Annotated in this window: 11 protein-coding genes; 8 read left to right on the top strand and 3 right to left on the bottom strand. The window is 74.6% G+C overall.

Annotated elements, in window-relative coordinates:
• Positions 1 to 310 precede the first annotated feature (310 nt).
• Together AC3ET4_RS29150 and AC3ET4_RS29145 are read right to left on the bottom strand one after the other, a co-directional pair.
• A complete protein-coding gene (locus AC3ET4_RS29150; protein WP_431954680.1) occupies positions 311 to 847 on the bottom strand; it encodes a SixA phosphatase family protein in 537 nt (178 codons plus the stop codon).
• Entirely contained in the window at positions 844 to 1,584 is a 741-nt protein-coding gene (locus AC3ET4_RS29145; RefSeq protein WP_431954678.1) for a hypothetical protein, read from the bottom strand. The genes AC3ET4_RS29150 and AC3ET4_RS29145 overlap by 4 nt, the downstream gene beginning before the upstream one ends.
• Positions 1,585 to 1,806: 222 nt before the next feature.
• Between AC3ET4_RS29145 and AC3ET4_RS29140 the strand changes: the two genes are divergently transcribed.
• The 7 genes from AC3ET4_RS29140 (at position 1,807) to AC3ET4_RS29110 (ending at position 9,609) form a co-directional block, all read left to right on the top strand.
• Entirely contained in the window at positions 1,807 to 2,349 is a 543-nt protein-coding gene (locus tag AC3ET4_RS29140; RefSeq protein ID WP_431954676.1) for a (2Fe-2S)-binding protein, read from the top strand.
• The gene (locus tag AC3ET4_RS29135) at positions 2,346 to 4,739 is read left to right on the top strand and encodes a xanthine dehydrogenase family protein molybdopterin-binding subunit (protein WP_431954674.1); all 2,394 of its coding nucleotides are present in this window, start codon (positions 2,346 to 2,348) and stop codon (positions 4,737 to 4,739) included. Before AC3ET4_RS29140 ends, AC3ET4_RS29135 begins: the two co-directional genes overlap by 4 nt.
• A complete protein-coding gene (locus AC3ET4_RS29130; RefSeq protein WP_431954672.1) occupies positions 4,736 to 5,593 on the top strand; it encodes an FAD binding domain-containing protein in 858 nt (285 codons plus the stop codon). The genes AC3ET4_RS29135 and AC3ET4_RS29130 overlap by 4 nt, the downstream gene beginning before the upstream one ends.
• 256 nt (positions 5,594 to 5,849) lie before the next feature.
• Positions 5,850 to 6,716: an AAA family ATPase gene (locus AC3ET4_RS29125; protein ID WP_431954670.1), complete on the top strand. Its 867-nt coding sequence runs from the start codon at positions 5,850 to 5,852 to the stop codon at positions 6,714 to 6,716.
• A 5-nt stretch (positions 6,717 to 6,721) separates the two neighbouring features.
• A complete protein-coding gene (locus tag AC3ET4_RS29120; protein WP_431954668.1) occupies positions 6,722 to 7,855 on the top strand; it encodes a vWA domain-containing protein in 1,134 nt (377 codons plus the stop codon).
• Complete coding sequence (locus AC3ET4_RS29115; protein WP_431954666.1) at positions 7,848 to 8,960, top strand: XdhC family protein; 1,113 nt, start codon at positions 7,848 to 7,850, stop codon at positions 8,958 to 8,960. The genes AC3ET4_RS29120 and AC3ET4_RS29115 overlap by 8 nt, the downstream gene beginning before the upstream one ends.
• Positions 8,961 to 8,976: 16 nt before the next feature.
• Entirely contained in the window at positions 8,977 to 9,609 is a 633-nt protein-coding gene (locus tag AC3ET4_RS29110) for an SRPBCC family protein (RefSeq protein ID WP_431954664.1), read from the top strand.
• A 106-nt stretch (positions 9,610 to 9,715) separates the two neighbouring features.
• Here AC3ET4_RS29110 and lpdA read toward each other — a convergent pair whose 3' ends face one another.
• Positions 9,716 to 11,116 (bottom strand): dihydrolipoyl dehydrogenase, encoded by a 1,401-nt coding sequence (gene lpdA / locus AC3ET4_RS29105; RefSeq protein WP_431954662.1) that lies wholly within the window; start codon positions 11,114 to 11,116, stop codon positions 9,716 to 9,718.
• Positions 11,117 to 11,494: 378 nt separating this feature from the next.
• On the opposite strand from lpdA, the gene AC3ET4_RS29100 reads away from it, so the two are divergent.
• Positions 11,495 to 12,556 carry a polysaccharide deacetylase family protein gene (locus AC3ET4_RS29100; protein WP_431954660.1) on the top strand — a complete coding sequence of 354 codons (1,062 nt, stop codon included), beginning with the start codon at positions 11,495 to 11,497 and terminating at the stop codon, positions 12,554 to 12,556.
• Positions 12,557 to 12,574 lie beyond the last annotated feature (18 nt).

Here is a 12,574-nt window from a genome sequence, read left to right as displayed (position 1 = left end):
TTCTGTCCCGGGAGGGTGGCCGAGGCGCGGATGCCCGGCCTGAGGGCCGGCTCCCCGCGGTGAATCGCGGCCACGCGGGAAACGCCGCGCCCGGAGCGCCGCACCGGAGGCATCCTTCCCCGTGGCGCGGATCGATCAGATCCCGGTCAGGGGCGTGGACCCGAAGAGGGCGTGCACCCGAAGAGGGCGTGGACCCGAAGAGGGCGTGGACCTTGCCGGCCACGGGCAGCGACCACCTGCCGGTGGCGGCCCGCGTCGGCTGGTGGCCGCTGCCGCCGTCCGGCGGACCGCCGACCCCGGCCCGTTCCGCTCAGCCGCGCGGGACCGCGAAGTCCTCGAGACGGGCGTGTTCCGGGGCCAGCGCGGACCAGGGCGCGGGCCAGGTGAGAACGGCGAGGGCGGCGGTCGGGAACGTGTCGGCGGCGCGGCGCAGGGCGTCGGCGCGGGCCTCGCCCGTCAGGCGGAGGACAAGGTCCTGCACCCCCGGGTTGTGGCCGACCAGCAGGAGGGTCCCGGCGGCGTCGGGAGCTTCGCGCAGGACGTCGAGGAGGGCGCGGGCGGTGGCCGCGTAGACCCGTTCGTCGAGGCGCACCGGCGGGGGCGGTGCGGCCGCGAGGGCCTCGGCGGCGAGTTCCCAGGTCTCCCGGGTGCGCCGGGAGGTCGAGCAGATCACCAGGTCGGGGGTGTGCCCCGCCTCGCGCAGCCAGCGGCCCGCCGCCGGGGCGTCGCGGCGGCCGCGGGGGCCGAGCGGGCGGTCGTGGTCGGGGACGTCCGGGGGCCAGGCGGACTTGGCGTGCCGCAGCACGACCAGCCGTCGCGGGGCTTGCGTACCGGTACGGCGCCTCACGATCCCGCCCCGCCGATCTCACGGGTCAGTTCCAGGGCCAGCACGCGGTCCGCATGGGCGAACGTCTCGAAACGCGAGCCGTCCGGCAGTGCGGCCTCCTCCTCCAGCCGGTCGAGGACGGCCAGGCAGCCGGCGGTGTCGAGATCCGCGTCCAGGGCCGCTTGGAGGCGTTCGGCGTACTCGGCGCTCATCGGCCTGGACGGCGCCTCGGCCCAGCGGGCCACCGCGCCGCGCCAGCGGCTCAGGTCGGCGTCCGCCGCCGCGAGGGCGCGCGGGGTCGGTTCCGCACGGTCCCGGCGGTCCAGACGGAGCAGCGCCAGCCGCAGGGCCGGACCGGCGGCCGCCTCGTGCGGGGCGACCGGCCCGACGTCCAGGCGCAGGGCCCCGGTGTCCGTGCCCGTGTCCGTGCGGGTGTCCGCCGGGACGACGTGCACCCGGGCCGGCCCGGCGAGCGCCTTCTCCGCCTCACGCAGGTCGGCGCCGCGGGCCGCGCGGGGCCTGATGCCCATCGCCGCCGCGGCGGCGTCCCGTACGGGGTCGGCCGGGCCGGCCACGGCGACCAGCACCTGCCCGCCCCAGCCCTCCGCGGTGCGCGCCAGTACGTCCGCCAGCAGCAGCACCCGCAGCGCCGTCGCACCGCCCTGGGCGCCGGTGTGGGCCACCACCCGCAGCGGCACGCGCCGCCCCGGGTCCACTTCCACGGCTTCGCCGCTCCTGCCGTCCACGATGCGCAGCACGCGTCCGAATCTAGCCCGTACGACGCACCGGCGCAGGCGCCTTCCCGGCCGGGCCGGGCGCGTTCGGGGTTCCGCTCGGCGGGGGCCGCGCCTCCCCGCCCCGGGGCGGGCAGTGCCCTTGAAGACGCGTCTGAGGCGTCGCATTGTCCCCTGGCGCGACTTACAGTTGCGCATATCAGGGCAGAACGGGGGAAATGCCTCACAGCACCTCTGGGAGGGCGCATGACCCGCATCTCGGTGACGGTGGACGGCACTGCCTACGAGGACGAGGTGGAGCCCCGTCTGCTGCTCGTCCACTACCTGCGCGACCGGCTCGGTCTGACCGGCACCCCCGTCGGATGCGACACCACGAACTGCGGAGCCTGCACGGTGGACCTCGACGGGGAGAGCGTGAAGAGCTGCTCCGTGCTCGCCGTCCAGGCCGACGGCTGCGAGGTGACGACGATCCAGGGGCTGGCCTCCGCGGACGGCGAGTGGCACCCGCTGCAGCGGGCGTTCCGCGAGCAGCACGCGCTGCAGTGCGGCTTCTGCACCCCCGGCATGATCATGGCCGCCCGCGACCTGCTGAAGGAGAACGCCGACCCCACGCCGGAGGAGGTCCGCGAGGCCCTGGAGGGCAACCTCTGCCGCTGCACGGGCTATATGAACATCGTGCGCGCGGTCCTCGCGGCCGCCGCGGAGGAACGCCGGCGCCGGGCGCCCGAGCCCGGCGCCGAGGCCGAGCACGCCGCGCCCAGCACGGCGGGGAGCGGGGCGCCGGTATGACCGACCAGCTGATCGGACACGAACCCGAGGTCGGCCGCGCCCGGGTCCGCAAGGAGGACGCCCGGCTGGTGACCGGCCGGACCAACTGGACCGACAACATCACCGTCCCGGGCCTGCTGCACATGGCGATCCTGCGCAGCCCGATGGCGCACGCCCGGATCGAGCGGATCGACGTCGCTCCCGCCCTGGAGCGGCCGGGTGTCGTCGCCGCGTACAGCGGCCGCGACCTGGCCGAAGGGCTCGGGTCGCTGCCGTGCGCGTGGCCCGTCACCGAGGACATGGTGCTGCCCGAGCACCCGCCGCTCGCCGTCGACGAGGTACGCCACACCGGCGACCCGGTCGCCGTCGTCGTCGCCCGGGACCGCTACGCGGCCGCCGACGCGCTGGAGGCGATCGACGTCGACTACGAGCCGCTGCCCCCGGTGCTCGACATGGAGGCGGCGCTCGCCGAGGGCGCCCCGCTGGTCCACGCCGACAAGGGCACCAACCGCTGCTACACCTGGCCGCTGGCCACCGGCGAACCCTACGAGAGCGTGCGCGCCCGGGCGGACGTGGTGGTGCGGCGCCGCTTCGTGCAGCAGCGGCTCATCCCCAACGCCATGGAACCGCGGGCCGTCGTGGCCGTCCCGCCGGGCGCTTCGGACGAGTACACCCTGTACTCGGCGACACAGATCCCGCACATCGTGCGCGTGATGATGTCCGTCGTCACCGGCATCCCCGAGCACCGCCTGCGGGTGGTCGCGCCGGACGTCGGGGGCGGCTTCGGCTCCAAACTGCAGGTGTACGCCGAGGAGGCGCTCGGCCTGGCCGTCGCCCGCAGGCTCGGGCGTCCCGTGAAGTGGACGGAGTCCCGGTCGGAGGGCTATCTGGCCACCCATCACGGACGCGACCAGATCCAGGACCTCGAACTCGCCGCGACGCGCGAGGGCAGGCTGCTCGGCCTGAAGGTGGAGCTGCTCGCCGACATGGGCGCCTATCTGATGATCGTGACGCCCGGCATCCCGCTGCTCGGGGCGTTCATGTTCCCCGGCATCTACAAGATGGACGCCTACGACTTCACCTGCACGGGCGTCTTCACCACCAAAACCCCCACCGACGCGTACCGCGGCGCGGGCCGCCCCGAGGCGACGTTCGCGATCGAGCGCATGATGGACGAGCTCGCCGCCGAGATCGGCATGGACCCGGTGGAGGTGCGCCGCCGCAACTGGATCGGCCACCGCGAGTTCCCGTACACGACCATCGGCGGGCTCACCTACGACAGCGGGGACTACGAGTCGGCGACGGACAAGGCGCTCGCCCTCTTCGGCTACGACGACCTGCGCGCCGAGCAGCGCGAGCGGGAGCGGCGCGGCGACCCGGTGCGGCTCGGCATCGGCGTGTCGACGTACACGGAGATGTGCGGGCTCGCGCCCAGCCGCGTCCTGCGCGACCTGCGCTACGGCGCGGGCGGCTGGGAGGCGGCGTCCATCCGCATGCTGCCCACCGGCAAGGTGGAGGTGCTGACCGGCACCAGCCCGCACGGGCAGGGCCATGTGACGAGCTGGAGCCAGATCGCGGCGGACGTGCTGGGCGTGCCCTTCGAGGACGTCGAGGTGCTGCACGGCGACACGCGCACGGTGCCGCAGGGCATGGACACCTACGGCTCGCGCTCGCTGGTCGTCGGCGGCGTGGCCGTGCACCGCGCGGCGCGGAAGGTCGTCGACAAGGCCCGCAAGGTCGCCGCGCACCTGCTGGAGGCGAGCGAGGACGACCTGGACTTCGCCAACGGCGTCTTCTCGGTGAAGGGTTCGCCGGACGTCCACAAGACCATCCAGGAAGTGGCGTTCGCCACGTTCACCTCGCACGACCTGCCCGACGGGCTGGAGCCGACCATCAACGCCGAGCACGTGGAGGACCCGGAGGCCTTCTCCTACCCCCACGGCACGCACCTGTGCGCGGTGGAGGTCGACACCGAGACCGGCCGGGCGCGGATCCGCTCCTATGTGTGCGTGGACGACGTGGGCACGGTCGTCAACCCGATGATCGTGGAGGGCCAGGTGCACGGCGGACTCGCGCAGGGCATCGCCCAGGCCCTCTTCGAGGAGGCGGTGTACGACGACGACGGCAACCTCGTCTCCGGCACCATGGCCGACTACCTGGTGCCCTGCGCCGCCGACCTGCCCGACTTCCTCACCGACCGCACCGAGACGCCGGCGACCACCAACCCGCTGGGCGTCAAGGGCGTCGGCGAGGCCGGGACGATCGCCTCGACCCCCGCGGTGGTCAATGCCGTGGTCGACGCGCTGCGGCCGCTGGGCGTCACGGACGTGCGGATGCCGTGCACACCGGAGCGGATCTGGCGGGCCCTGCGGGACGCGCGGACCGCCCGGCCGGAGGAGGGCGGCTCATGATTCCCGCGTCGTTCGACTACGCCAGGCCCCGCACGGTGGAGGAGGCGGTGCGGCAGCTCGCCCTCGCCGGGGACGAGGCGAAGGTGCTGGCCGGCGGCCAGAGCCTGCTGCCGATCCTGCGGATGCGCCTCGCCTTCCCCGAACTCGTCGTGGACGTCGGCCGCATCCCCGTCCTGCGCGGGGTGCGGCTCGACGGGGACACCCTCGTCATCGGCGCCCTCACCTCGCACCACGACGTCGTGCGCGACCCTCTGGTGCGGCGGCACGCGGGGCTGCTGGCGGCCGCCACGGCCACGGTGGCGGATCCGGCGGTGCGCCACCGCGGCACGATCGGCGGCGCCCTCGCGCACGCCGACCCGGCCGGGGACGTGCCCGCCGCCGTCCTCGCCCTGGACGCGGAACTGGTCCTCCAGGGGCCGGACGGGCGGCGGACCCTCCCGGCCCGGGAGTTCTTCACCGACTACCTGCAGACGGCGCTGCGCGGCGACGAACTGCTCGTGGAGGTGCGGGTGCCCAAGGCGGACGCCTGGGGCTTCCACTACGAGAAGTTCCAGCTGAGCGCGCAGGCGTGGGCCGTGGTCGGGGTGGCCGCGATGGTGCGGCGCGACGACGGCCACATCGTCGAGGCCCGAGTAGGGCTGTCGAACATGGGGCCCACCCCGGTGCGCGCCACCGCGTGCGAGACGGCTCTCGCGGGTGCCGACGCCGCACGGGAGGCGGTGGCCCCGGCCGCCGAACACGCCGCCGAGGGCACCCGTCCGGCCTCCGACCTGTCGGCGTCCGCCGAGTACCGGGAGCACCTGGCGCGGGTCCTGACCCGCAGGGCGGTCGTCGCGGCGGCGGACCTGGCATGAGGGGTGAAGGCGGACGATGACCCGGTCGGCGCACGGAACCGCACCGGGGCGGACCGCCCCGGCGGGTTCCGCCGGTGCCGTTCCCGCACCGCCCGGCAGCGGGTCGGCCGGCACCGGGTCGGCCGCCTCCCCGGACAGGACGGCGAACGGCACGACGGACGGCACGGCCCAAGGAACAGCGAACCGCACGACGGACGGGACAGCCCAAGGAACAGCGAACCGCACGACGACACCGGCGTTCACCGGCCCTGAGCAGATGCGGGCCCGCCTGGAGGCGACCGGTTATCTGGCCGACGACGGCCTCGCGGTCGCCTGCTACCTGGCGGTGACGCTGCATCGTCCCCTCTTCTGCGAGGGCGACGCCGGCGTCGGCAAGACCTCGCTGGCGCACGCGCTCGCCGATGCCCTCGGCGCACCGCTGATCCGGCTGCAGTGCTACGAGGGCATCGACGCGTCGCAGGCCCTGTACGACTGGGACTTCCCCCGGCAGCTGCTGCACCTGCGGGCGGCCGAGGCGGCGGGCGCCGGCGACGTCCGGACGCTGGAGGGCGAGCTCTACAGCCGGCGGTTCCTGCTGGCACGGCCGCTGCTGCGAGCCCTGGAGACCAGTCCCTCGGTGCTGCTCGTCGACGAGATCGACCGCGCGGACGACGAGTTCGAGGCCTTCCTGCTGGAACTGCTCTCGGAGTACTCCGTCACCGTGCCGGAACTGGGCACCCTGCGGGCGCAGTCGCCCCCCGTGGTGGTGCTGACGTCCAACCGGACGCGCGAGGTGCACGACGCCCTGAAGCGGCGCTGCCTCTACCACTGGTTCGAACACCCCGGTTTTGATCGGGAGTTGGCGATCGTGCGGCGCAGGCAGCCGCAGGTGGCGGCGCGGCTCGCGGCGCAGGTGACGGCCGTGGTGCAGTGCCTGCGGGAGCAGGACCTGGTGCGGCCGCCCGGGGTGGCGGAGACCATCGACTGGGCGGAGGCGCTGGCCGCGCTGGGGGCCACGGAGCTCGACGCGGACCTGGCGGTGACCACCCTCGGCTCGGTGCTGAAGTACCGCGAGGACGCGGAGCGGGCGCGGTCGCTCGACCTCCCGGAGATCCTCGCCGCGGGGGCGGGCGGCACCCGGTGAGCACGATGCGCACGGCGACGGCGGACGGCACAACGGGGCTGGTGGGCTTCGCCCGCGCCCTGCGCGCCGCCGGGGTGCCGGCCGGCCCCGACCGCGTGGCGGCGTTCCTGGCCGCGCTCGACCGTCTCGACCCGGGGCTGCGGCGCGACGTGTACTGGGCGGGACGTCTGACGCTCTGCGGCGACCCGGACGATCTGGAGCGCTACGACCGGGTCTTCGCGGCCTACTTCGACGGGGAGCGGCCGCCGCCTGGCCGGACGCGGCCGGCCGTCCGCCCGGTGCGCCCGCCCGCGGTGCCGTGCGCCGTGCCCGGGGAGCGCCCCGCCGAGGGGTCGGACGGGAAACCCGTCGCGACCGCGCTCGCCAGCGCGACGGAGGTGCTGCGGCATCGCGACGTGGCCGTGCTCTCCGCGACCGAGCGCGACCAACTGCACCGCATCCTCGCGGTCTTCGCTCTGGACGGCGAGCCGCGTCGCAGCTCCCGGCGCCGCCCGGCGCGCCGCGGTGAGGTCGATCCGCGCCGCACCGTCCGCGAGCTGCTGCGCCGGGGCGGCGAGCCGGCCGTGCTGCCGCGGCGGGCCCGGGCCCGCCGACCGCGCCGGGTGGTGCTGCTGCTGGACGTCAGCGGGTCGATGGCCCCCTACGCGGACGCGCTGCTGCGCTTCGCGCACGCCGCCGCGCACGGTTCCCGCGGCGGCCCGCCCACCGAGGTCTTCACCCTGGGCACCCGGTTGACCAGGGTCACCCGAGAGATGGCGCGCCGCGACCCGGACGCGGCGCTGGCCGCGGTGGGGGCGGCGGTGCCCGACTGGAGCGGCGGCACCCGGCTCGGGGAGACGCTGCGGGCGTTCCTGGACCGCTGGGGAGCGCGGGGGACGGCGCGCGGCGCGGTGGTCGTCGTGCTGTCGGACGGCTGGGAGCGCGGCGACCCGACCCTGCTGGCCGCGCAGATGCGGCGGCTGGCTCGGCTGGCGCACCGCGTCGTGTGGGCCAACCCGCGCAAGGCCGCTCCGGGGTACGCTCCGCTGGCAGCGGGGATGGCGGCGGCACTGCCGAGCGTCGACGCCTTCGTCGAGGGCCACAGTCTGGGCGCGCTGGAACGACTGGCCGCCGTGGTGAGAGGAGCCGACGGTGCGTGAGATCCTTCCGGCGCTGAACGACTGGTACGCCGCCGGAACCCCCTTCGGGCTGGCCACGGTGGTGGCGGTGAGCCGCAGCGCGCCGCGCGGGCCGGGCGCGGCCATGGCCGTCGGGCCGGACGACGAGGTCGTCGGCAGCGTCTCCGGCGGCTGCGTGGAGGGCGCGGTCTTCGAACTGGCCAAGGAGGTCGTCGAGTCGGGCGAGGCCCGGTTGCACACCTTCGGCTACAGCGACGCCGACGCCTTCGAGGTCGGGCTGACCTGCGGCGGTGAGATAACCCTGCTGGTCCGCCCGGTTTCCCCGGCCACGGACGCCGGCTTCGGCGAGGTGGCGGCCTCGGTCGCCGCGCACCGCCCGGTGGCCACCGCGACGGTGCTGGACGGTCCCGCACCGCGCGGCGCCACCCTCACGGTCCGGCCGGACCGGGTCGCCGGCACCCTCGGCTCGGAGGGCCTGGACGCGGCGGTCACCGACGACGCCCGCGGCGAGCTCGCCCAGGGCGCCACCGCGCAGCGCCACTACGGCCGGAACGGCGAGCGGCGCGAGGACGACGTGACGGTGTTCCTGCAGTCCTTCGCCCCGCCGCCGCGGATGCTGGTGTTCGGCGCGATCGACTTCGCGGCGGCGGTGGCGCGCATCGGGCTGTTCCTCGGCTACCGGGTGACCGTCTGCGACGCGCGCCCGGTGTTCGCGACGCCCAAGCGCTTCCCCGAGGGCGTGGAGGTCGTCGTCGACTGGCCGCACCGCTACCTGGCCGGCACGGAGACCGACGACCGCACGGTGATGTGCGTCCTCACCCACGACCCCAAGTTCGACGTGCCGCTGCTGGAGGTCGCGCTGCGCCGCCCCGCCGCGTACATCGGGGTCATGGGCAGCCGGCGGACGCACGAGGACCGGCTCAAGCGGATGCGCGACACGGCGCTGGGGCCGGCCGAACTGGCCCGGCTGCGCTCGCCGATCGGGCTCGACCTGGGGGCGCGCACCCCCGAGGAGGTCGCCGTGTCGATCGCCGCCGAGATCATCGCGCTGCGCTGGGGCGGCAGCGGCGCCCCGCTGTCGGCCACGGCTGGCGCGATCCATCCTCCGGTGCTCAGGCCGGTGTGACGAGGAAGGAGGACACATGGAACTGCACCACGAGTTCGGAGTCCCCGTCCCGGTGGGAGACGCATGGCGGGCGCTGCTGGACATCGAGCGCGTCGCACCCTGCATGCCGGGCGCGACGGTGGAGGAGTACGACGGCGAGACCGTCAAGGGCACGGTGAAGGTCAAGGTCGGTCCGGTGACGGTGACCTACCGCGGCACGGCGGTCTTCGAGGAGCGGGACGACACCGCGCACCGCGTCGTGCTGTCCGCCCGCGGCAAGGAGGTGCGCGGCCAGGGCACGGCACGGGCGACGGTCACCGGCATCCTGACGGAGAAGGACGGCGCGACGGTCGTCTCGGTCACGACGGATCTCGCCGTCACCGGCCGGCCCGCGCAGTTCGGGCGGGGCGTGATGGCCGAGGTCGGCGACCGGGTCATCGGCCAGTTCGCCGACTGCCTGGCCGGGCGGCTGACGGCGCCGCAGCCCGCTGCGGGAAGCGAGGACACCGCCGAGGACACGTCCCCCGCGCCGCCGGAGCACCCTGCGGAGGAGCCGCTCGACCTGCTCAGGATCGCCGGCGCGCCGGTCGCCAAACGCGCCGCGGTGGCGGGGCTGCTGGCCGCGGCCGTCGGCGCGGCGGTCGTCGTCATCCTGCGACGGCGCCGCTGAGAGCACGACGTCGGGGCGGGGCGGCGGGACTGCCGGTGGTCGTCAGGGACGCCTGACGACCACCGGCGCACCGGAGCAGCCGGCACACCGCCGTCCGTCGCGGCACTCAGAAGTTGATCATGTGGCCGGCGAGTCCGTGGAGCGCTTCCTGGACGGCCTCGCTGAGCGTGGGGTGGCCGTGGACGTTGCGGGCCAGTTCGGTCGCCGTGAGGTCCCACTTCTGGGCGAGCGTCAGCTCCGGCAGCAGTTCGGTGACCTCCGGGCCGATCAGATGGCCGCCCAGCAGTTCGCCGTGCTTCGCGTCGCTGATGAGCTTCACGAAGCCGGTCGCGTCGCCGATGCCGTGCGCCTTGCCGTTGGCGGTGAAGGGGAACTTGGCCACGCGCACGTCGAAGCCGCGCTCGCGGGCCTGCGCCTCCGTCCACCCGAAGCTGGCGACCTGCGGCTGGCAGAAGGTGACGCGCGGGATCATCACATAGTCGAGTGACATCGTCTCGGCCTGCGCGATGGTCTCGGCGGCCACCACACCCATGGCCTCGGCGGCGTGCGCCAGCATCAGCTTCGCGGTGACGTCGCCGATCGCGTAGATGTGCGGGACGCTGGTGCGGCAGAACTCGTCGATGTCGATGGCGCCGCGCTCGGTGAGCCTGACCCCGGTCTGCTCGAGGCCGTAGCCGGAGATCCGCGGCTGGAAGCCGATCGCCTGGAGCACCTTGTCGGCCTGGAGCGTCTGCCGCTGGCCACCGGTGGTGACCATGACCTTCACCGAGTCCCCGGAGTCGTTGATCGCCTCCACCCGGGTCGAGGTGAGCACGTCGATGCCCAGCTTGCGGTACTGGCGGGCGAGTTCGGCCGAGACCTCCTCGTCCTCCAGCGGCACGACCCGGTCCAGGAACTCCACGAGGGTCACCTTCACCCCGTAGTTGTGCAGGACGTACGCGAACTCCACGCCGATCGCGCCGGCGCCCGCGATCAGGATGCTCCGCGGCAGTGTGTCCGTCATGATCTGCTCCTCGTACGTCACGACCCGCTCGCTGAGCGAGGTGCCGGGGAGCAGCCTGGTCGTGGCGCCGGTGGCGATGATGCAGTGGTCGAAGGTGACGGTCTCACTGCCGCCGGAGCCGAGTGCGACATGGAGGGTGTGGTCGTCGGTGAAGGTGCCGTGCCCCTCGAACTTCGTGATGCCGTTCTTCTTCATCAGGAAGTGGACGCCTTTGACGCGTCCGTCGGCGACCTTGCGACTGCGCGCGAAGGCCTCGCGGTAGTCGAAGCTGACCTCGCCGTTCACCCGGATGCCGAAGGTCCTGGCCTCCTTGGTGAAGATGTGCGCCAGTTCCGCGTTGCGCAGCAAGGCCTTTGAGGGGATGCACCCGACGTTGAGGCAGACCCCGCCCCAGTAGCGCTCCTCGACGATCGCCGTGCGCAGACCCAGCTGGGCGGCCCTGATGGCGGCGACGTACCCGCCGGGGCCCGCGCCCAGGACGACGACGTCGAAGTGTGTGCTCATGCGGCGACCCCTGTGTGGACCACGGTGCGGAGGCTCGAGCGGGCGGGACTGTTCCGTGGCCCACGATCACGCGCCGTGGGCTGCCGCGCAACACGGGGGTGGCGTGCGCCACGTCACACCGGCCGCCCGGAGTACATCCGGATGCGACGGGGCAGGGTTCTTCGCCGCGTCCGGCGGGCGGGGGCGCCGCCGGACGGAACCCCGGCGCGGCAGGCGGCTCCGGGCGGCAGGCGGGGGCGGTTCCGGGAGGACCAAAGTCCCCTCGGCGCAGGACCCGCAGCGGCCCGAAAGACCGAGGGCACGCCGCGCCGCGCCGCCTAGGGTGGGGGGCTGACCCGCATGCCCGGCCCGTCGCGGCCGGCCCCAGGAGGTACCACCGTGGCACTGACCATCCGCTCGAATCGGGCCTTCGGAGCCGTCGCCGCGGTGGTGCTCGCCGGCGCCGCGCTCGGTGCCTGCGGCACCGAGCACATGGTGGACAACGCCGGTACGGCCGCCTCGGCGCCCTCCGTCCGCCCCACGGGGTCCGCCGCGCCTTCCAGGCCCCCGGTCCACACGGCTCCCCCGTCCGCGCCGGCCGCGCCACCCGCCCCGAGGACCGGCGCCTCGTCCGGCACGCCGGGCGATGCCGGCCGTCCGGCAGGCGCGGCGCGTCACGGCGCCGGCGGCACCACGCACGAGAGCAGGCGGCTCGACGGCAGCGCTTCGCACGGCACCGGCCACGACGGCCCCGCCGCCCCGGGGGCGACCGACCGGCGGCAGGCCCCCGGACAGGGTGCGGGCGAGCCCACCGGCGCGGGGGCCCAGGCCCCTCCCCGCGGTACGGCCGTGACCGGGCTCACCATCCAGCACGGCGTGGAGGCCCCGGGCAAGTCGGTGGCGCTCACCTTCGACGACGGCCCGAACCCGGTGTGGACGCCCAAGATCCTCGCCCTGCTCGCCCAGCACCACGCCAAGGCGACCTTCTGCGAGATAGGCCCCAACGCCCAGGCCCACCCCGACCTGGTCCGGCGGATCGTCGCGGCGGGCCACCGGCTGTGCGACCACTCCGTCCACCACGACGAGGCGCAGAGCCGCAAATCGCAGGTGTACAACCAGCACGAGATACTCGACGCCCGGGACGAGATAACCAGTGCGGCCGGCTCCGGCAGCGCGCCCCTTTGGTACTACCGCGCCCCCGGCGGCGACTTCTCCCCCGCGATCCGCGCCATCGCCGCCGGCAACGGGCTGCGGCCGCTCGGCTGGACGGTCGACTCCGAGGACTGGCGCCGCCCCGGCACGAACGCCATTCTCGCGACGGTGAACCGCGAGCTGAAGCCGGGCTCCATCGTGCTCATGCACGACGGCGGCGGCGACCGCAGCCAGACCGTGCGGGCGCTGGCGGTACTGCTCGACCGACTCGACGCGGCCGGCTACACGTACACCTTCCCCCAGCGCTAGGCACTGCTTGTCGGACCT

The organism is Actinacidiphila sp. bgisy167 (assembly GCF_057707665.1).
The sequence above is the reverse complement of the archived record's forward strand: the minus strand, read 5'-3'. Positions and strand labels throughout refer to the sequence as shown.

Coding starts and splice junctions, on each gene's coding strand:
- AC3ET4_RS29140 (WP_431954676.1), top strand. CDS start 1,807: ATGACCCGCATCTCGGTGACGGTGGACGGCACTGCCTACGAGGACGAG.
- AC3ET4_RS29135 (WP_431954674.1), top strand. CDS start 2,346: ATGACCGACCAGCTGATCGGACACGAACCCGAGGTCGGCCGCGCCCGG.
- AC3ET4_RS29130 (WP_431954672.1), top strand. CDS start 4,736: ATGATTCCCGCGTCGTTCGACTACGCCAGGCCCCGCACGGTGGAGGAG.
- AC3ET4_RS29125 (WP_431954670.1), top strand. CDS start 5,850: ATGCGGGCCCGCCTGGAGGCGACCGGTTATCTGGCCGACGACGGCCTC.
- AC3ET4_RS29120 (WP_431954668.1), top strand. CDS start 6,722: ATGCGCACGGCGACGGCGGACGGCACAACGGGGCTGGTGGGCTTCGCC.
- AC3ET4_RS29110 (WP_431954664.1), top strand. CDS start 8,977: ATGGAACTGCACCACGAGTTCGGAGTCCCCGTCCCGGTGGGAGACGCA.
- lpdA (WP_431954662.1), bottom strand. CDS start 11,116: ATGAGCACACACTTCGACGTCGTCGTCCTGGGCGCGGGCCCCGGCGGG.